The organism is Shewanella sp. 10N.7 (assembly GCF_020806285.1).
GTDB lineage: Bacteria > Pseudomonadota > Gammaproteobacteria > Enterobacterales > Shewanellaceae > Shewanella > Shewanella electrodiphila.
In genome coordinates this window covers 405,918-426,062 of record NZ_JAJGZS010000001.1, presented here as the reverse complement: position 1 = coordinate 426,062, position 20,145 = coordinate 405,918, and the positions used below count along the sequence as shown (strand labels likewise).

Annotated in this window: 15 protein-coding genes; 8 read left to right on the top strand and 7 right to left on the bottom strand. The window is 40.3% G+C overall.

The annotated features are described in order from the left end of the window. From LMH66_RS01840 to LMH66_RS01825, 4 genes are all read right to left on the bottom strand, one after another. The gene (locus tag LMH66_RS01840) at window positions 1-2,394 is read right to left on the bottom strand and encodes an alginate lyase family protein (protein WP_229368062.1); all 2,394 of its coding nucleotides are present in this window, start codon (window positions 2,392-2,394) and stop codon (window positions 1-3) included. A 2-nt stretch (window positions 2,395-2,396) separates the two neighbouring features. After that, entirely contained in the window at window positions 2,397-4,631 is a 2,235-nt protein-coding gene (locus tag LMH66_RS01835) for a polysaccharide lyase 6 family protein (RefSeq protein ID WP_420709394.1), read from the bottom strand. Between the two features lie 282 nt (window positions 4,632-4,913). Beyond that, on the bottom strand, window positions 4,914-5,636 hold the full coding sequence (locus LMH66_RS01830; RefSeq protein WP_229368051.1) for a TonB-dependent receptor: 723 nt from the start codon (window positions 5,634-5,636) through the stop codon (window positions 4,914-4,916). Continuing rightward, window positions 5,627-5,830: a hypothetical protein gene (locus LMH66_RS01825; protein WP_229368049.1), complete on the bottom strand. Its 204-nt coding sequence runs from the start codon at window positions 5,828-5,830 to the stop codon at window positions 5,627-5,629. Before LMH66_RS01825 ends, LMH66_RS01830 begins: the two co-directional genes overlap by 10 nt. A 313-nt stretch (window positions 5,831-6,143) precedes the next feature. Between LMH66_RS01825 and LMH66_RS01820 the strand changes: the two genes are divergently transcribed. Further along, window positions 6,144-6,884, top strand: a complete 741-nt coding sequence (locus LMH66_RS01820) for a FadR/GntR family transcriptional regulator (RefSeq protein ID WP_102529884.1) — start codon at window positions 6,144-6,146, stop codon at window positions 6,882-6,884. A gap of 1,159 nt (window positions 6,885-8,043) precedes the next feature. Here the strand turns inward: LMH66_RS01820 and LMH66_RS01815 are convergent. Together LMH66_RS01815 and LMH66_RS01810 are read right to left on the bottom strand one after the other, a co-directional pair. Further along, window positions 8,044-9,180 (bottom strand): methyltransferase, encoded by a 1,137-nt coding sequence (locus LMH66_RS01815; protein WP_229368047.1) that lies wholly within the window; start codon window positions 9,178-9,180, stop codon window positions 8,044-8,046. Window positions 9,181-9,344: 164 nt separating this feature from the next. Beyond that, window positions 9,345-10,916 (bottom strand): arylsulfatase, encoded by a 1,572-nt coding sequence (locus LMH66_RS01810; protein ID WP_102529882.1) that lies wholly within the window; start codon window positions 10,914-10,916, stop codon window positions 9,345-9,347. 211 nt (window positions 10,917-11,127) lie between these two features. Between LMH66_RS01810 and LMH66_RS01805 the strand changes: the two genes are divergently transcribed. The 7 genes from LMH66_RS01805 to LMH66_RS01775 all read left to right on the top strand — a co-directional run bounded on the left by LMH66_RS01805 (window position 11,128) and on the right by LMH66_RS01775 (window position 18,993). Continuing rightward, a complete protein-coding gene (locus tag LMH66_RS01805; RefSeq protein ID WP_229368044.1) occupies window positions 11,128-12,108 on the top strand; it encodes an AAA family ATPase in 981 nt (326 codons plus the stop codon). 3 nt (window positions 12,109-12,111) lie between these two features. Then, complete coding sequence (locus tag LMH66_RS01800; RefSeq protein WP_229368041.1) at window positions 12,112-13,062, top strand: DUF58 domain-containing protein; 951 nt, start codon at window positions 12,112-12,114, stop codon at window positions 13,060-13,062. A 1-nt stretch (window position 13,063) separates the two neighbouring features. Then, a complete protein-coding gene (locus LMH66_RS01795; RefSeq protein WP_229368039.1) occupies window positions 13,064-13,654 on the top strand; it encodes a DUF4381 domain-containing protein in 591 nt (196 codons plus the stop codon). Window position 13,655: 1 nt separating this feature from the next. Beyond that, window positions 13,656-14,810, top strand: coding sequence for a vWA domain-containing protein (locus LMH66_RS01790; RefSeq protein WP_229368036.1), 1,155 nt, complete (start codon window positions 13,656-13,658; stop codon window positions 14,808-14,810). Next, window positions 14,803-16,587, top strand: coding sequence for a vWA domain-containing protein (locus tag LMH66_RS01785; RefSeq protein WP_229368033.1), 1,785 nt, complete (start codon window positions 14,803-14,805; stop codon window positions 16,585-16,587). Before LMH66_RS01790 ends, LMH66_RS01785 begins: the two co-directional genes overlap by 8 nt. A 1-nt stretch (window position 16,588) precedes the next feature. After that, complete coding sequence (locus LMH66_RS01780) at window positions 16,589-17,971, top strand: BatD family protein (protein WP_229368030.1); 1,383 nt, start codon at window positions 16,589-16,591, stop codon at window positions 17,969-17,971. A gap of 71 nt (window positions 17,972-18,042) precedes the next feature. Next, complete coding sequence (locus LMH66_RS01775; RefSeq protein ID WP_229368028.1) at window positions 18,043-18,993, top strand: LysR substrate-binding domain-containing protein; 951 nt, start codon at window positions 18,043-18,045, stop codon at window positions 18,991-18,993. 106 nt (window positions 18,994-19,099) lie between these two features. Here the strand turns inward: LMH66_RS01775 and LMH66_RS01770 are convergent, their stop codons facing one another. Beyond that, a complete protein-coding gene (locus LMH66_RS01770) occupies window positions 19,100-20,122 on the bottom strand; it encodes a hypothetical protein (RefSeq protein WP_229368019.1) in 1,023 nt (340 codons plus the stop codon). Window positions 20,123-20,145 lie beyond the last annotated feature (23 nt).

The following is a 20,145-nucleotide window of genomic DNA, read 5'->3' as shown; positions in this document are numbered from 1 at the left end:
CTACTGCGTAATGGTTAATAACTGGTATTTTCCGCTAAAGCTGTATGGCTTGTTTGCGTAAGAAAAACGATTAGTTATTGGTTGGTTTGATTGTTGTTTTTGGTTGTTTTTTACATTCTCGTTTTCAAGGCTGTGTTGAAAACGGGTAGCAAGGTTCAAATCCTGACGGTGAGAAATAGCCAGTACGAACTGCTGAGTTGTACTCGGTGTCGTTTGTAGACTAAACCCAATGACACTGATGTCGTCCTGACTATCATAGGTTAATGATTGCAACTTGCTGGTGGCATTTAATGTGTATTCTGCTGATGGGTTATATTCGCCATGGGGCTCTAATACACTGACAAATTGATGTTGCTTACTGTCTTGCACTCGTTGAATAAAGCTATGCTCAAGGCGAAGGTTTTGATTTGGGTCATTGGCACCAAGCTGAGTAAATAGTACTTCAGTATTGCCAGCATTGATGCTGCTATGAGTGTAAAAATGGCCGTTGTCATTTAACCAAGTTATTTGAGCAAGGTTTGATGCTGCCTCAAGTTTTGATTTTGCATTTGGCAGTTGAGACGTAGCGGTTAACCATAAATGCTGGTAACCCGAGTGTTCACCTAATGGATTGAGCTGACGAGTATAAGCGTGGCGCGTAAAGTTTGAATCAATAAACTGACCTTGATAATGCACGGGTAAGTCATATTGATGAGCATTTTCACTGCTGACATCCATGATATCGATTACAAGAGGGTATGAGGTATTTGCAGTTTCAACTGTAACCATCGCCATGGTGCGGGTGAAACTGACATCTTCATAGGCGCTGTTAATGCTTGCAGATGCTAATGTGGCTTTTGCATCATGATGATAAAACAGGATGTCAGGGTGATGTTTGTTGCCCACTTTTGTATTGCCACCAAAGTGACTTGTTTGGTCAACGGTGAGGGTGTTGTGGGCAATGGTTTGTTTCGCCCAGGTTTTGTTTTCAGTTAAATAACCGCCACCAGATTTAGCTTCGATATTCAGAAAACGCGCCGCGCCATAGTCAGAGACAATTTCTTCACCATCATCATAAAATTGCCAATTAAGCTTATCGAAATGGCCATGACCTAAACCTTGGGCTGTGGCTTTAAACACTAATGCTTGGTCGGTAAGCTTTTGTTCGATTGGTGCTTGCTGGCGCATAACAATCAATGCGCCTTCATTTCCCGCTTTACCGTCACGAAATACCATAGATGAAAACGGGTATTGGCTGATGCTATTTGTTTTAGCTTCTGCATCAATCGCTTGGGCGAGTTTAAGTCCATCACCTGTGAGTAAAATACGATTCTGCTGTTTGGCAATATCAAGCAAATTGTTATCGCCGTTGAGCCCATAAGCAATACTGACGGCAATAACCAGTTCCATGGTATCGATGCCTTTACTTTTAATCGCATCATTTAACGGAAAGAATAAGCCGTTATAGCTTAGCTCGATGGTGCTATAAATTGCTTTTAATAAAATACCATCGCGATAGCTGAAGATTTTTTGCTGCGGTTGGTTTTGCTCAATGGCTTTAGCAAAAGTGACAAAAGGTAGCAGAGCAAAACGTTGGTAGTAAGGGCCTTCGTTATAATAACCATCTGGTGAGAACAGCTCATCGAGTTGACGCAAGAAACCACCTGTACCGGACTTGTCTAATCCAAGTAGAGCTATTTCTACTAACTCAGGTTTATTGAGTACAAATCCTGTCATCCCAACAGCGGCCGTTGCCCAAGTGCCATGATTATGGATTTTATCGAAGGTCTTAGGTGACTCTATCGACAAGAAATTAGCCACAGGCAAAATGATGCCAGTTTCTATCGTTTGCTGGTCTTGTTCATCTAAAGCATCAACAATAAAATCGTAGGCTTGAATGGTGTACACCAGCCACATGGCTTCGTTTAGCCCTTGCCAGAACAACTTACCTTCATTGCTGTTTCTCCGCTTTGGATGACGCGGTAATCTTGGATAAAGTTCGGCATATTGTAGCAACATGTCGCGAACAAAATGCGCGTATTGAATATCTTGAGTGAGCTGATACATCACGCCCGCATCGTACATCTGCAGGTAGTTTTTCTTGTGACGTTCGTGTGAATAACCACCGCCGCCATCTACAGGAAACGGCACAACTAACGGTTGGTTTATCACTTTATCTACAGCTGTTTTTTTAGCAGTAAAAGTTTGCTGAAAAGCGCCTGCTTGTTTAAGTGCTGCGCGCATCTGAGTCACATCATGCTGATTAATCACTAAACTAGGATGGCTTAATGTACTTGCCTGTGCAGCGAATAAACTGCCTTGGAGCAATAAAAAGCCAATTAACAAGTGTGCTGTTCTCATCAGGTTCATCTTAGACATGATGTTATTGATAAGCGCTTTCATGATGTTATTCATTATTAGAGCGCTTTTTTATCTGATTGTTGTACAAGATTGTCGCTTAGCTTGGCAGTGGATTCACTGATTGAATAAAGCTCTGTCACTTTTACTGCCCCAGAATCTATAAATTGGTTATGCGTCATCTGAGTCATTGGTTCACCCGTAGTGTGTTCGATATTAATGTAGGCACTATTGTTAAAGTGGTTTTTATTGATATCAGCAACTTGGACACCATGAAGGTATAAACTGGCTTGGCTCTTATTTCGCTTAGCATTTCCTACATTAGTAATGTCGTTGTTATTAAAGCTAATGTGCGGGCCGAAAGTGCTTTCGTCAGTGCCTCCACGATAAAGTTTAACCAGTGCACCGCCAATATCATTAAATTGATTGTTATTGATTGTGAGATATTCCACGTTATAAATACCGCGATCATCGGTTTCTTTGTTAAGTCTAAAAAGGTCGCCTGTGATAGTGCTAAATTGGTTATTAATAACCTCAATTTTGTTGGCAAAAGCACGAGCGCCAGAGTCAAAAAAGTGGAAGGAATGGTTGATGTTTAACTGGCTAATTTTGCTGTTGTACATGCTAAAGCGATAGTTGGTTAGCATGCCCCATTTACTGGTTCTTACCACAGTATTACCAGATGAGTCTGGGCTGCTTGTGCCTGTAATTATCAGACTATCAAGCTTTAAGCTGCCGCCATTTTGAATTTCAAATAGATTGCCTCGACTAAAGGTCAATGTGGGTTTTTGAGTATCTTGGGCAATAATCGAAAGGGTTTTGTTGATTTCGATGATTTTCTCTATCTGATATTTGCCTGCTTTTAGCGCAATAATATCGCCATCTTTAGCATTACTTACCGCAGTCAACAGTTGTTCGGCTGTAGATACACTATGAGTTATTCCCGAATCGAAGGCGGTGTTAGGCTCAGCTTTGGTGTACCAACTCACACCAGTGTTAGCTTTTAAGGTTGGGGTGAGTGTTTGAGTCGCACCAAATTCAGCATTATGGCTGTTTGATGGGTAAAACAAGCCATTATTTGCACGCTGCAGTGATATTGCTGTTGGTTTAATACCTTGGTTTATTTGATTATTATTAAGCTCATTGGATAAGTTGTCAGAAAATTGAATCCCTGAGATGTCATCGAAAATGGAGAAGGGTGCTTGTTGGTTATTATTAACAAATAAATTGTGTGTTAATGCTGAGTCTTTTGGCACTGCAGAGCGCTCTTTATCACTGCCTGCAGCTAAATGAATATGGTCGACATTGATAAAGCTGTTGCGGCTTACCTTGGCATTAACCACTTGATGATAGCGATTGATTGGCGAATTTGGTACACCATTCATAATGGTAAAGCCACTGCCGAAACGATAGCCTTTTAGCCCTTCTAAATAGTTATTAGTAATTGTTTGATCTCGGTTAATAATCCGAATACCGCCCGTATGGTCAACGCCATTACCTAAAAACACATTACTGTCGACTTGGTTACCGTTACCGTGGCGCATAGTCAGAGTGCCGCGAGACTCAAAAAAGGTGTTATTGCGAATTATATTCTTGCCGGCTTTGATTGAGATAATTTCAACCTCGCCATCACAGCGATCAAAATAGTTGTCTTCGATTACTGTATATGAATTCGTCATTGAGAAATGACTGGTACCGATGCGAATGGTTTCTCCGCCATTTGAGCCTAAAGTTGGGCGAGGGCCAAAATAGTTATGATCTATTCTGTGGTGATTTTGTTGACTGTCTTCACCGCGAAGCCTAACTGTCAGCGTAACGCCTTTGTTGCGTTTACCGACGAGGTGGTTGTGATCAAAACGGTTATGTTGGCCATATAGTGCAACCCAATAATCAGACTCATGACGGTCAGGATTATTAAAATTGTCGATAACCACTTCTGTTACACGGGAGTGGTTGGCTAATTCATCCTCACTGGTTCGATATGAGATAACCGAATTGTTTGGGGTGTAGCCGTCTTTAAAGACTAAGCCAGACACTTCTAAATAGCTGCCGGACATTTGTAGATTGGATTGACCCGATAAAATCACTTTGCCTTTGGTTTGAGCTGAAAGGCGAATTGGGGCTTCTTTGCTGCCTTGGCCGATAAAGTTGATCTCAAAGTCTTGCCAAGTGCCATTTGAAAGAATGATGTCATCGCCCGCGACCAGTTTTTTTACTGCTTGATTAAACTCATCTTGCGTACTTACGGTAAAGGTTTCGGCGTTGACTTGAACAGACAGCAGACATAAACCCATTAAGAGAGTTGATTTAACAGGAACCGATAACAGTGTGCTGTGAGCAACTGAGTGAAGCTTGATTCTGTTTTGAAAACACATAAAGACTCTCTTATTATTTTTAGTGGCTGTAATTGTTATTGATGTCAGGCTAAACCTGCGATTTCATACTCATTAGTTCGTACATTGATTCAGTGCATTATTTCTCTTACTTCACTTTCTGCTTATATTGCTCGCTTCTAAACAAAATAACTCCTACCTCAATATTAAGGTAGGAGTTGCACGACTAAGTTTTACTTAAGGCTAAAACTTAACTTTTGCACCAAGGAAATATGTTGAACCAGAACGAGAGTAGTGCGATACAGTAGTATCGTTACCACGAGTCATAATTTGCGGTTCATCTAACAAGTTCAGCGCTTTAAGTGATAGTGATAAGTAATCTGTCACTTTGAAGTTAGCTGAGAAATCTAAGTAGCTTGAGTCCTGCACGTATCGATGTGAACGTGTTAGAAACGGCAAGTTATTAGGTTGGAAATACTGTTCGCGATACTTATAAAGTACGCGGAATGTCGCCCAATCACCTTCCCAGTAAACTGATGCTGAAGCCACTTGTGGAGAGAAGCCAAATAGGTTCGCATCAGCGACAACATAAAGGCTACCTGGCTCAGCTGTGACAAAACTTGAATCAGCATAGTTGTAAGCCACTTTGGCACCTAAGCCATCAAATGGGTAAGGTAGCTCAGAGAAATGTTTTTGCGCAGTGACTTCAATACTCTGAATGACAGATGAGTCATCAGAGGTTTGACGTGTAGTATGGGTGACTCCTGGATAAGTACTCTCAACACCATCGAGCGACACCGTAATATCACGGTTTTCTTCGACATTTTCATAGCCACCAGTAAAGTCTTTATAGTAATAAGCTAATGAGATCGCAGCATCTTCACTTGGGTACCACTCTAACGATAAGTCATAGTTGTTAGACAGATAAGGATCCATGTGGTTACCACTGACTTTGATCACTTCCATTTCTGAATCATCTTTTTAACGTCAACTGTTTGTTCTGCTACTAGGGCAGTTGGCGCTGTAACTTCAATGGCTTCATTTTCATCTTGTGCGAATACCGGTGATGCTAATAAAGATAATAATGCTGAACTATAAATGGCAATTTTAGGCTGTATTCTGATCGTGTTTAATGCGCGACTTATTTTATTAAGTTTCACGTTAATCTCCCCAGATTAATTGTTTGTTTAAATAAAAGTGAACATAATCCTTTAAACATGATCTTTAAATACAACTTTGCGTTAGATAGAAACTTACTAATGGTCATGTTAGTTGTCAACCAATTTATGTTACCAACAAGATCTTAAATATATGCTACTGTTATTACCAATAACATTTTTTTAACCAAATCAGGGCTAATATGAAATTTGCTCTAGTACAACAAATTTTCAAAATAGGATTTGCGTTGACTAGGTAAACAGATATTATGTTAGTAATACAATAAAATTGGTTTTAACCATTGAAGGACCAAAGATGAAAAGTAGGCGTATGTTTTGGCGCATCGTAGAAGAGATCGAAGCGTCTATTGCTAGCGGCGAATATACTCCTGGAAGTCGTTTACCTCCAGAAAGGGAGTTGGCTGAAAAATTTGATGTCAGTCGACCAACAGTTCGTGAAGCAATTATTGCACTGGAAGTGCGTGAGAAAATTGAAGTTAAAACGGGCTCTGGTGTATATGTATTACACTCTGCTAATCAAGCTGATCAAACCAATAAGATTAATGCATTTGAGCTGACGCAAGCTCGTGCTCTTATAGAGGGTGAGATTGCCGCCCTTGCTGCAAATACGATAACTAAAGAAGAACTTGTTGAGTTAAACAAAACATTGATAATGATGGAAAATAAGTCATATGTTGAAGAAGCGGATGAGATGTTTCATCAGATCATCGCTAACTCGACTCGCAATGGTGCTTTGATTAAATCATTTCAAAACTTGTGGGCATTACGAGCTTCAAGCCAAAAGATTATTACTGATTACGACAGTGTATGTAGCAAGGATAATAAGAAAACCCTTGATGAGCATACTTCTATATATGAAGCTTTGTTAGCCAATGATGCTTCTGAAGCAAGACTGGCAATGCATAGACACTTTAACCGACTCATTAATGTTTTATTTGATACTGTCGAAGCGCGATCTCTTGAAGAAGTCCGTCGTAAAAACAGTGAAAAACGCGACTTATACTCTATTGATAATTTGGTTAACCGATTAAGTTAACGTAGTTCTGTTATTTAAGGTAATAATCGATTCGTTAACAAGTAACTGATTATATTTCATCAAAGCCTTTCTATATGAAAGGCTTTTTTATATCTACGAATTGACTAAAAACCTGCATAAATTATTAAAATTAAAGGATTTACTTTGAAGGAGGAAAACGTTAGAAATGAGAGTTGTTTTACTTCGAACTAATCGAGGGGGGAAGGTTTAGAGCGAACTTTGACGATTTAAACATTCAAGATGACAAAGCGAGTAGCGCTACTGATTAAAAATTGAATGTCACCTCGTATAAGCTGTTGATTATTTTCACCGTACTAGCGTTCAATTCTGTTCATTCCTTTTATGGCCATCATGATTTTCAAATTGTTTAAAACAGTTTTAGGCAATTAATTTTATGCTTGAACTGAAACAAAATTCATACAATTACACTTCTATTTTTGAATTTTGGCAAAATTTGGTTAGCCTAAATTCACGTTTTTATATTATAAATCGATTGGGATTATATTGTTTGTTGCTAGGATGTTAAGTTATGTTTGTGCAATTCTTACTGTTAAACATCATGTTATGGCTATATAAAGGAGCGGGTCGAAACTCTTTGTCGACCAATGGTTTCTTATGTTATTACCAATATCTCGATGTGGCAGTGAGATTTTAGTTGTGTATGCCAAGGAGCAATCTATCTCAACCTCCTCATTAATCATCCGTTTTAGGCTATTAGTTTTAGGCTATTAGTTTTTGGCTACTAGTTTTAGGCTATTACTTTAGGCTATTAGTAATAGCATCGACTTCAATATTGAGTAAGTGCGGGTTGAGTTAAGCTTATGATTTTGAGCTCAACACTTAGGTATCACTATTTACATACCGTCTGTACTTAATACAAAGCAGTACTCAAGTACAAAGCTGCATTCGAATATAGATCAGCACTTAATACAAAACAGCACTTAACGCCTTGCACTTAGGGATAGATCATAGTGTTAAGTTGAGTTGTAGGGCTTGGAGTTAACACGTGGTTTGCTAGTGAGTCGCGCTTGGTTTGTAAAAAGCGTTTACATGCTAAAAAATAGAATAAGGTGTTTAAAGGAGATAAACCATGAGCTACTTTATCTAACTCACAGTTTTTATTAAGAAAACGCGTTTAAAACCAGATAAATAGATTTTGCTATTTTCGTGCCTGCAAAATAACAAACTTACCGTTTGATGCGACCGTCTTACAGTTTTTGAATATGCGCTGTAGCTTGATGTGATAAGACAAATGGCGATTACCAACAACTTGTAATAACCCGCCAGGCGCCAGTCTTCTTCTAGCATCGAGGAACATTTGCCAAGCGATATGATCGGTAATGGCTTCGCCTTGGTGAAATGGCGGGTTACATAAGACTAAGTCAGCACTGATTTCACTGTCTAAATGGGTTAAACAGTCATCCCAATGAAAGTGGCCTAATTCACTCGGTAAATTGTTTAGCTGCCAATTATGTTTACTTGATGCAACGGCCATTTCAGAATCGTCGACAAAGTGAATATTCGCATCTTGATATAATTGCGCTGCGCGCAACCCTAAAACGCCATTCCCGCAACCTAAATCAATCACTGTTTTAAATTCATCTTTTGGCATGTTGTCGAGCATGATGCGGGCACCAATATCGAGCTTATTGGCCGCAAACACATTACTGAGGTTACTGATGGTGAGATTCAATTCATCGACCGTCCAAGTGACTTCAGCCACGCTTGGACGTTTTTTGCCATCTGCTATACAACTAATTACTCGAGTTTTCTTCCAGGTTAAACTGGCTGAGGCAGAGCCCAGATGTTGCTCAATTAACGCCAATAATGATTTGTTGATGCTTTTGGCTTTCGCGCCAATCAGTACTTGTGTTCCTTTAGGGAGAACTTGCGATAATCGCTGAAGCTGGTGGGCAAAGTAAGTCAGGTTTTTAGGCAACTTAATTAATACAAGTTGCGTGTCTGCAGGTAATAAGTCGCGGCTATTAAAACGAGTAATATTGCTATCTGCTAACTGATTGTCTGTTAGGTTTTGTTTTGCACCCAATAAACTGGTTTTAGCATCGGTTTCAACAAATAAAGGCCATGAAGCTTCTAATTGGGTTAGGGCACATTGAATTGCGCCAAAGTTGTCATTAAGAATGGCGGTATTTTGAGCGACAATCTCGTTATCGACTAAGTGTTTAATTAGGTGTTCATCGGCAGCATCCCAAGCTTGAAGGTTTGACTCTTGCTGTTTAGGATAGCGAAAAAGTGATAACTCAATCCCTGAACAAGAGAATTGGTTTGCCGTCATGATGATTACCTTAATTAAAAACTCGAAGTCAGCAATTATCGCAGTTAAATGCAGTGATTGAAATCTTAGACACGGTTCAAATAAAGAAAAAGCCAGTATCTGAGAGATACTGGCTTGGAAAGGTACTTTTTACACACTTTTAAATAAAGCAGTTAATTAAAAAGTTACTTTAATACTTTCTGGCGGATTTGCTCAATTTGTTGCAGTTTACCCTGAAGCATATAAGTATTTTGGTTAATGTTACCTGGGTTCAATACCTGACTTTCCTGACGAGGATAGTCTTTTAATGTTGCCATGAACTCTTGTACTTGGTTACCAACAGGTACGAATAACCACATGTTGTCAGCCATCCAGCGTAAGTACATACCAGATTCGTGAGGCGCTTTTTCAAAAGGGTCAGCTCTTAAATGAACCACTTGAGGCCAGTTTGACTGGAAGCGGACCGCATCAACAATATTACCTTCTAGTGTGGCAAACGATACTTTGAAGTCACCTGTACGAACAGCATTTAGCTCAGCGTTAGCTGAAAAATATAACATACCGTCACGAGGGCCTTTATCAACTTTACCTTCGAAGTAAGGTTTAAAGTTGTAACCATCTAAATGTACACGCCAGTTTGTACCATTGTAACGAGCACCTTTATCTGACTTAAGCTTTTCAATAACTTTGTCATCACCCGCAACAGCTGCGAATGTTGGTAGCCAATCTTTATGCGACATGATGTCGTTAATTTTAGTGCCAGGTTTAATAACACCAGGCCAGCGAACTAACTGAGGTACTCGCATACCACCTTCAAAGGTTGTCCCTTTTTCACCGTGGAAGTATGTCGCACCACCGTCAGGCCATGAAACCGTTTCAGCACCATTATCGGTTGTGTAAAGTACGATAGTGTTATCAGCAACCCCTAATGAATCTAGCTTATCAAGTAAGATACCAACATGATCATCATGTTCTATCATGCCGTCAGCGTAGATAGAGATACCTGAAATACCTTGATACTTTTCTTGTAAACGAGTCCATACATGCATACGGGTTGTGTTATGCCAAATAAAGAATGGTTTTTCAGCTTTTACTGCTTTTTCCATGAAGGCTAGCGATTCTTCTAAAAACTCTTCATCAGCATGCTCCATACGCTTACGCGTCATCGGGCCGGTATCTTCTATTTTTCCGTCAGCACTTGAGCGGATAACACCACGAGGACCATACTTTTTACGGAACTCAGGATCCTTTGGATAGTAATAAGTCTCTGGCTCTTCTTCAGCATTTAAGTGATAAAGGTTACCGAAAAACTCATCAAAACCATGGGCAGTTGGCAGATGTTTATCTTGATCGCCCATGTGGTTTTTACCAAATTGCGCGGTCATATAACCTTGCTCTTTTAACACATCAGCAATCGTAGGAGTCCAATCAGGAATACCAGCATCAGAACCAGGCATACCAATAGTTAATAGGCCTGTTCGAAATGGCTCTTGTCCTGTTAAAAACGCAGAACGTCCAGCGGTACAAGACTGTTGAGCATAGTGATCAGTAAATAATGCACCTTCATTCGCAATTCGATCAATGTTTGGGGTTTGATATCCCATCATGCCATTGTTATAAGCACTGATATTGAATATACCAATATCATCGCCCCAAATAGCGAGAATATTGGGTTTATCAGCAGCGTTTGCAACTGAAGATGCAGCTAGCAACCCTGTGCAAAGAGCGATCTTACTCGTATTAAAGAAACTTGCCATATAGACTCCGTGATGCTTTGTTTAGCTTAACGTTTTTAATCGTAAATAATTTAAATCAATTAGTTTGATTTTTTATCTGTTTAATTATATTAAGTGGATAAAATTTAGCACTGAATACAGAATATAACCTTTTGTTATACGTCTATTTACTTAAAAACGTTTATGATTATTCATTAAAAAGTATGGACTAAATGATAGTGAGGAGTGACGAATGAGCCATAGTTTACAGAGTATTACGGCATTAATAAGCCAAGTTGAAAAGTCTGTCATTGGACAATCCCATGTCATTAGAGCTTTAGTCATAGGTTTATTAACTAAAGGCCATGTCCTATTAGAGGGTCTTCCTGGTACAGCGAAAACACGCTCGGTAAAATCTCTTGCTGATGCAATGAATGCTTCATTTGGTCGAGTACAATTTACCCCTGATTTATTACCTTCCGACATAACTGGCACGGTGCAATATCAAGACAACAACGGTAGCCCATTGCTAACCTTTCAGCAAGGACCACTATTTCATAATTTAGTATTAGCTGATGAAATCAATCGTGCTCCAGCAAAAGTGCAAGCTGCATTATTAGAAGCGATGGCTGAAGGCACGGTAACTGTGGGTGATACCACGCATCAACTTGATGAACTTTTCATGGTGTTAGCAACGCAAAACCCAGTTGAGCAAGAAGGAACCTACCCATTACCTGAAGCGCAAATGGATCGCTTTATGATGAAAATTAATGTGGATTATCCAGATGATGAAGCTGAGTTAAATATTATTCGCTTGGTGCGTGCAGAAGAAAATGCGCCTGTAATGAATGATGAATCCGCAGTGTCGAAAATAGACCCATTGGTTTTTCTTTCGGCTCGCCAGCAGTTATCCACTCTCAGCGTTTCTGACATTGTAGAACGATATATTGTAGCCTTAGTGATGGCCACTCGACACCCAGAACGTTATCCTGACTCGCCTTTATCCGCTTGGATTAAAACGGGTTCTAGCCCTAGAGCTTCAATTGCACTTGATAAATGCGCACGCGCTGAGGCATGGTTATCTGGCCGAGATCATGTTCTTCCTGATGATGTCAGAAGTGTTGCTCATTCAGTGTTATCTCACCGTATAACCCTTAGTTATGATGCATTAGCAGATAATATTGATGGGCAAGCAGTGGTTAATGAGTTATTGGATATTGTGGCTGTTGGGTAATTAATGATGAATGGCAATATATCGCGTCATGCAAAGCAATCGACATTAGATCCACGATTGCATGTCGAATATCGACACTTGGTCATGCTGCAGGCATTGAGCCATTCATTTAGATTATTACCTCATTGGCAGGCAAAGAGTTTAATGGCAGGTCGTCATAGCTCCCAGTTTCGAGGCCGTGGATTAAACTTTGAAGAACTAAAGCATTACCAGATAGGCGATGATATTCGTTGTTTAGATTGGAAAGTGACCCTAAGAACTAGCCAACCTCATGTGCGTTTATATACCGAAGAAAAAGATCGTAATGTGGTGATTTTGGTCGATCAAGGTGCCAATATGTTTTTTGCTTCAACCCATACCATGAAGTCAGTGGTGGCAGCTGAAGTGGCAGCATTAATTTCATGGCGGGTATTAAGAGAAGGCGACCGCATTGGTATGCTACTTAAAACACCGAAGGCATGCCTATGGTCAGAGCCGATGCGTGGCCAAAACCATGTATTGCAGCTATTAAAAACACTCAGCCAAAGTAACCAATCTCTTAATGTGAACTCGACTGATTCGGTGAGTTTTTCTGAGTCACTAACCAAGCTAGCCCAGCGAGACCTTCGCCAATCCACAGTGATTATTTTAAGTGACTTTTTGTCATTAAATCTTAGCGATATCAATAAGCTTAAACAAATTCAACGTAGCAATGACTTACTGGCAGTAAGGATTTCAGATCCGATGGAACAAGCGATTCCTGATGATGCTCAGTGGGTGATGGGTGATGGTAATTATCAACTTAGTTTGCATCAAACTCAGCAAATATCAAAGGTTAATGAAAGCTTTACCACGACCGCGACAGAAAATGCTAAGGCGCTTAATTACTTGATGGCACGTCACAATTTACCGTTAGTTGAGTTGAGTACGGACGGTAATCATTTAAGTCAGCTTAAACGCGCTATTGGAGCTTAAAATGCAGCATAACCCGCCGTCGACTTATATTTTACGGGAGCTTGTTGATGTCTACCCAGTTGATGCTGTGTCATGGTGGCCAGGGTTTGAGCAACTTCCTACAGGTTGGTGGTGTCTGCTTGTCATAACAAGTGTATTGATTGTCACAGCAGTGATTATTGGTTTGAATTATCGCTGGCAAAATCGCTATCGCGCTGAAGCGATATTGGCGATTAAACAAATCATGTTAGGTCATCAGGTTATTCAACCTGAGCCTAAAACTCAGGCTATGCTGAATCAGCAATTATTTTTTGTGTTAAAACAAGTTCTCATCTATGTAGAGCCGCAGACTGCAAAACTTGCTGATAACTCAGTATTAAACGCAATGGATAAATTAATCAGTCATCAATCTAAAAATGATGCATTTAGTTGGCAAGGCGACATAGGCCAGCGCTGGATTAACAGCTTATACAACCCCAATATCTGTTTGAGTGAAAGTGAAATGACGACATTAGTCCAACAGTTAATACTGTGGATTAACGGCCACAGAAATCAATTTTCGATTAAGTCATGGCCTTTATCGGTTGTACGTTCATTTGTGAGGGGTCAGTAACATGTCCTCCATAGACCTAACTTATCCATGGTTATTACTATTATTGCCGTTGCCTTTTCTCGTTATGCGCTTCTCGAAAGCCTATAAAACTAAGCAAACTGCGATTAAAGTGCCATTTTTTCAAGTGCTGATTGATACCTTAAATGAAAAGCCCAGTGAGGGAGCGAGTATGCTCTCACCGCGTTTGTGGCAACGAGTTATTCTAGTGTTGAGTTGGTGCTGTTTAGTGCTAGCAATGACTAAACCGACTCAATTAAGTGAGCCACAATTACGCGAACAATTAGGTCGAGATGTGATGATCGCATTAGATTTATCTGGTTCGATGAACGAAACCGATTTTGTGGATGATTCAGGTAAGCGTATTAGTCGTATTGATGCTGCAAAACAAGTTTTGCAGGACTTTTCAGCAACGAGGCAAGGCGATCGTTTAGGGCTGATTTTATTTGCCGATGCGGCCTTTTTACAAACCCCGTTTACTGCTGATATTGCTGTGTGGCAGAGTTTATTAGCACAATCAGATACTGGGATGGCAGGGCAAAGTACTCATCTTGGTGATGCGATTGGTTTATCAATAAAAGTGTTCGAACAAGCTGAGCAAGATACCGTTTCTGCTCAAGGAACAGACCAAGACATAAATGAAACTTCAGTTGAGAAAGTCGTTATTTTGCTAACTGATGGTAATGATACCGGAAGCTTTGTTGCTCCTATAGATGCCGCTAAAGTGGCTGCAGTTAAAGGCATTAGGGTACATGTTATTGCGATGGGCGATCCTTTGACTGTAGGTGAACAAGCGTTAGATATGGAAACTATTGATAGGATAACCAGCGAAACGGGCGGTAGCACTTTTACTGCGTTAGATAAACAACAACTTGATGAGGCATATCAGGCAGTTTCGTTACTCGAACCTCAACTATTTAATAGTACTAGTTACCAAATAACCTATACATTGCATCATTATCTAGTCATTTTTGTCGTCATACTTTACTTGCTCGCCTTTAGTGCCAGTTTATTGCTTCAAAGTGGCGGGCATCAATCTAAATTAGCTGGCACAAAGGTCGTTAATACTAAAGCGACTCAAGAAACTAAAGCTACTCAGGAAACTAAAGCTACTCAACAAACTAGTGTAGAAAAAATCAAAGGAGAGCAAGATGTTTGATAGCTCCTTTTTGAGTTTATTATGGGCCAACTTTCATTTTATCCGTCCATGGGCGTTGTGCTTATTGTTGCCGCTTGCACTGATTGTGTATATCCGCTGGCATCGAAATGAAGCTGCGCAATCTCAACAAGTTTTACCTGAATATTTGCGAAAAGCGTTAACTGTTGGTGAACAAGGCTGGCGAAAACTATTGCCACTAAAGTTACTCACAGTGTTGATGATGATGGGCATAATTGTCAGTGCAGGACCTACCTGGAACCGCTATGAGTCGCCATTTAATGAAGATAAAGCCGCTTTGGTGGTCTTGGTTGATTTAAGCCAGTCCATGTTAGAAAAAGATGTCGCGCCAAATAGGCTTATACGAGCGCAACATAAAATTCTTGATTTAATTGAATTAAGAAGCGGCGGTAAAACAGGATTAATTGCTTATGCTGGCTCGGCGCATGTTGTCGCACCACTAACCGAAGATAAGCAAGTCTTTACGCCTTTTGTCAGTGCATTAGCACCTGAAATTATGCCTGTAGAAGGTAAGCAAGCCCAAGAAGCCTTAACCTTAGTTGATACATTATTGGCAGATGAAGTGGGTGCTAGTGTTATTTTATTTACTGACGGTATGGTGCCCAACGCCATTGATGCTTACGAGGCTTATTTTGAACGTTCCGCTCACCAGTTATTAATATTAGGTGTGGGAAATTCTAATCGCGAAGCCACTATTCCCCTAGATGTTCGCTCTTTAGAAACCTTAGCCAGTAAAGCTAATGCTAGTTTGCAGTTAGTGACAGTCGATAATCAAGATGTGCAGTGGTTAATCAGAAAAATAGATCGGCATATGCAGATATCAACTGACAGCATTATGCCCTGGAAAGATATGGGTTATTACTTGCTCTTTCCGATGGCATTACTGTTATTGCTTTGGTTCAGAAAGGGCTGGTTAGTGCATTGGGGGCTAGTATTAATCGTTTGCGGTAGCAGCGTTGTTGCTCCTTCGCCAGCGTACGCTGCAACATCGTCATTACCTCAAGATGAGTCTGCGAGTGTTAAGGCGCAGGCATCAAATCCAGACACTGATAGTGATCTCCAAGCTAGTGAAAGTTCCGAACTGGCTAGTCAAGAGCTGAAGACTGATGTTTGGCAGAATATACATCAAGCTTGGCTGGACTTTTGGTTTACGCCTGATCAACAAGGCGATCGGGCATTTCATCAACAAGAATACTTTCAGGCTGCTCAGTATTATCAAGATCCTTTACGCAAAGGTATTGCCTACTACTATGCGGCTCAGTACAAAGCGGCGCAGATTAGTTTTATGCAACAACCGTCGCATCTAAGCTTATTTTATGCTGGCAGCGCATTGGCAAGACAGCGTGAATACATAGCGGCTAGAAATTTATTGCGCGATCTCATCAATGAAATGGATAAGTCTCCACTTGAGTCTGAAGTTCAATTGCGTGCCGATGTGGCGCATAACCTTGCCGCTGTTCAAGATATCATTGATGAAATTAACCGTTTCAGTGAGAGTCAGCAAGGTACGACCGATGGACTGGAAGAGTCTACTGAACTTGGTAAAGATGAGCCACTGACCTCTGACGGTTTTGAAGAGATAGCCCCCGAAGAAGTGCTAGGTAAAGATACGCTAAATGCTCGTGAGATATTAGGCAGTGAAGAGTTAGCGAACAAATGGTTATCACGAGTTGAAGCCGATCCTAAACGTTTTTTACAAGCCAAATTTTATTTACAGCGACAGTTACAATTGCAGCAAAAGCAAGATGAGGCGCAATAATATGAACATGTCATTGAATAAACTTAATCCGCTGCTGTGTTTGATATGCTTGATTTCATTAGTTTCGTTCTCTGCTTCAGCAGTGACTGTGAGTGATTTACAGCATCAAAAAATGTTAACCATCGAGACCTGGTTATCTAGTGAGGCTGATTCGAATCGAGCCGACCGAAATCAAGCCAGTCAGCAGTCTGATAGTGCTAAAGGGGAGGCTTTGCTAACAACGGTTGTGGGCGAACAGATAACCTTAAATATCAAACTTGGCACCAATAGGTGGTTTACTCGTGGTACGCAAATAGACAATATCGAACTGCCTAATGTGATGAGTAAGCAGCGTGAACAGTTTTCAGTGAATTCTACCCAAAGAATTAATGGCGAAACCTGGTCATTTCAATTGTGGCAAATTTCTTTGTACCCACAAGCTCCTGGACGTTATCAAGTTCCAGAATTAGGACTATCAGTAGAGGTGATGACCCTGAGCGATGGCAAAGTCAGTGGCAAGCTTGTTAGCCAAGCACAACTGTTTGAATCGATTATACCTGATGCGAGTTTACCCGATGATAATTGGTTCAGTTCGCCAGACGTTAATATTGAGCAACAATGGCAGCAATCAAACTCACCTGTATATGTTGGTGATAGCTTAACGCGAACAGTAACAATTAAGGCCGCTGATACTTTATCTGTTTTAATCGGCGATATTATCCCCCAAACGGCTAATGAACATTTTCAAACCTATAGCGATCCTGTTCAATTATTTGATTCTGAACAACGCGGGGATTATTTATCGACTCGAATTGAGCAGCAAGTTTACATTGTTCAACAAGGCGGAGAGCTGATATTTGATGATGTGGTTATTCGTTGGTGGGATACCGTTAACAAAGAGATGAAACAACAAGTACTCGAAGGAAAAGTTGTTATTGTTAAGCATACTTTAACTTCTTGGCTTAAATATTATCGCAATACACTCATTGTAATGACTTGTTTAGTGATTGGTTTGATAAGTTTATTTTTGGCTATGGCTAGATATTATCAAAGTCACCAGAAGCCAATAGGCTGGTTATATCTGCAGGCGGTGAAAGCCAAAACCTGGCCCAAGGTGCGCAGACTACTTTACTACAAGGTGCGTCAATCAAACCAACAGCTCACGTTGTTTGATGGGGTTAAGCAACAAAATCAAAATCTTGCTGTTAATATTCAGCAACTTGATCCATCAAAAGCAAACTCAAAACCATTAACTAAGCGTTCAGCTTATGCCTTATGGTTTGCAGTTAAAACGGATGAGGAAAAACCGCAAAGTCGTTTAATTCGACGATTTCTAACTAAGGTTTTTCCTAAAGCATTGCCGCAGCTAACAAAATATTCAAATCAAGATCCTGAATCAAAGTAATCCTTGTTATGCTTAAACGGGTAAATAGTTTATGATTATTGGGTTTATGGCTAGGTGAAAAATGCGTAAAAATGAAAAATACCGATCTAAACCTTATTCCCATTTTTGTGGCTATTTATGAGGAGTGCAGTTTATCTAAATCTGCCAATCGATTAAATATTACTCAGCCTGCGGTAAGTAAAGCATTAAAACGGTTACGGGATATTTATAATGATCCGTTATTTTTACGTGATAATAGTGCCATGGTACCGACACCTCGTGCGATAGATATTTACCCTGCGTTGGCTGCAGCACTGACAAATTACACGAGTACTATCGCAATTGATGGCGGTTTCGATTCGGCCTCTGCAGAGCGTGTGTATTCATTTGCCGTTATATCGGGCCTCGGCCATACGTTCTTGCCATTGGTATTTAGCCATCTTCGCAAAGAAGCGCCACATCTTCATTTTGAAGTTCACCCCATATTTTCAAAAGATACTGAATTAGATTTGCGCTTGCAGCGCTATGATTTTGTCATCGATGCAGATCATTTTTCGCCATCTTTTATTAAGTCTCATCACTTATTTGATGAAGAATTAGTGGCTGTGATGAATGCTGAGCATCCACGGATCCATGATGAGATGACGTTAGAGCAGTTTTTAGCAGAAGAGCATATTACAGTCTCAGGTTGGCAAGCGCGGAGTAGTATTATGCGATCTGCTCATATCTCTGAACTGGATTCTCGTAATGTGGTGTATCGAACTAGCACAGTGACTGAATGTTTACCTTTGGTTTCACAAACCGATTTATTGGCTATTTGCGCTAAGAGTATCGTCAAACAGCAAGGCCTGTTATATAAGGTTAAATCATTCGCTTTACCCCTCGACAAAAATACACTGAGTATCAAATTGTACTGGCATCCTTCTAGAGATACTGACGCTGGACATGTGTGGCTAAGAAACTATTTAGTAAATGAAGCATCCCAGTTTGGCAAATCACAGTTTGGTAAATCACAGTTTGGTCTAGAGAAAAACGCTGATTAAATGTCAGATGTTATGTGGCTGTGAATGACATAATATAAAAGCTAAAGCCTGCTATTTGCAGGCTTTTTCTTATGCGTTCTTTATTGTTCGTCTTTACTGTATGTGTTTACTGCGCCTGTTTAGCGCGTAGGTCATTAATAACTTGTGGTGGGGCGATGTCAGCTAACGCACTGATGCATTCTTCTGTGTTCTTGTGGTTATTACGAATATAAATATCGCACATTGCATACAGGTTTTCAGGTGAGCCTGAAATTAAATATGCTTGCTCAAATGATTCAATAGATAATTCGATATCCAGTGGCTCTTGAAGCACACCATTTAAATACCAGTAATAGGCATTTTCAGGCGCTAATTCAGTGGCTTTACTCATCGAGATTGCGGCAATGTCTTTCTGATCTAAACGAACTAGCGTCAGCGCTTTAGAGTAATGCAGGTTAGCATTACTGCTATCAAACTCAATGCCTTTATCCAATGTACTCAGTGCGAGCTCATCTTGACCCTGTGCATAGTAATTAGTGGATAAATTTAAATATAACTCTGTTGTCTTATCTGCTGATGCTAATAAACCGAGATATATGTTTTGCGCCAAATTAGGACGTAATGTCCAACGATAAACATCAGCTAATAACAGTTGCTGGGTATAAGACTCATCAAGTTTAAGTTGTGCAATCAGCTTATCAGCTTGGCTTCTAAGCTCTGCTTGTTGTCCCATTTGTAATTGTTCAAAATCTTTTATCAAGCTAACTGTTGCGCTAAAACGTACAGACTCAACGTCATCTTGCAGTAACGGCGCGACCATTCGGTAACGGTGTTCTAATGGGTAGGGCATTGCACCTGCAATTGCCGCTTCACGGACTATAGGTTGGCTGTCCTTTAAAGCTCTAGCGACTGCAACCAGACTGTTTTCATTTGGGTATTGGGCAATAAATCGCAGTGCTTGAGCGCGTTTTTCTGCAGGCTCATTAATATTTTGGGCAATATAAGCCATTGCTTGAGGAGTCACTGTTTCACTTGAGTCACTGGTTGTCGTTTCAGTTTGTGCAGCATTGGCTGGCAAGCTGATACTGAGTGCAGGTAGCGACATTGAAAGCGCTACTAAGGTGAACAATGTCAATGGACGAAATGTCATAGTTAAAACCTATCAATTAATGT

Excerpts from the sequence above, each read along its gene's own strand:
- LMH66_RS01840 (WP_229368062.1), bottom strand. The coding sequence starts at position 2,394 with ATGAATAACATCATGAAAGCGCTTATCAATAACATCATGTCTAAGATG.
- LMH66_RS01835 (WP_420709394.1), bottom strand. The coding sequence starts at position 4,631 with ATGGGTTTATGTCTGCTGTCTGTTCAAGTCAACGCCGAAACCTTTACC.
- LMH66_RS01830 (WP_229368051.1), bottom strand. The coding sequence starts at position 5,636 with ATGGAAGTGATCAAAGTCAGTGGTAACCACATGGATCCTTATCTGTCT.
- LMH66_RS01820 (WP_102529884.1), top strand. The coding sequence starts at position 6,144 with ATGAAAAGTAGGCGTATGTTTTGGCGCATCGTAGAAGAGATCGAAGCG.
- LMH66_RS01815 (WP_229368047.1), bottom strand. The coding sequence starts at position 9,180 with ATGACGGCAAACCAATTCTCTTGTTCAGGGATTGAGTTATCACTTTTT.
- LMH66_RS01810 (WP_102529882.1), bottom strand. The coding sequence starts at position 10,916 with ATGGCAAGTTTCTTTAATACGAGTAAGATCGCTCTTTGCACAGGGTTG.
- LMH66_RS01805 (WP_229368044.1), top strand. The coding sequence starts at position 11,128 with ATGAGCCATAGTTTACAGAGTATTACGGCATTAATAAGCCAAGTTGAA.
- LMH66_RS01800 (WP_229368041.1), top strand. The coding sequence starts at position 12,112 with ATGATGAATGGCAATATATCGCGTCATGCAAAGCAATCGACATTAGAT.
- LMH66_RS01795 (WP_229368039.1), top strand. The coding sequence starts at position 13,064 with ATGCAGCATAACCCGCCGTCGACTTATATTTTACGGGAGCTTGTTGAT.
- LMH66_RS01790 (WP_229368036.1), top strand. The coding sequence starts at position 13,656 with ATGTCCTCCATAGACCTAACTTATCCATGGTTATTACTATTATTGCCG.
- LMH66_RS01785 (WP_229368033.1), top strand. The coding sequence starts at position 14,803 with ATGTTTGATAGCTCCTTTTTGAGTTTATTATGGGCCAACTTTCATTTT.
- LMH66_RS01780 (WP_229368030.1), top strand. The coding sequence starts at position 16,589 with ATGAACATGTCATTGAATAAACTTAATCCGCTGCTGTGTTTGATATGC.
- LMH66_RS01775 (WP_229368028.1), top strand. The coding sequence starts at position 18,043 with ATGAAAAATACCGATCTAAACCTTATTCCCATTTTTGTGGCTATTTAT.
- LMH66_RS01770 (WP_229368019.1), bottom strand. The coding sequence starts at position 20,122 with ATGACATTTCGTCCATTGACATTGTTCACCTTAGTAGCGCTTTCAATG.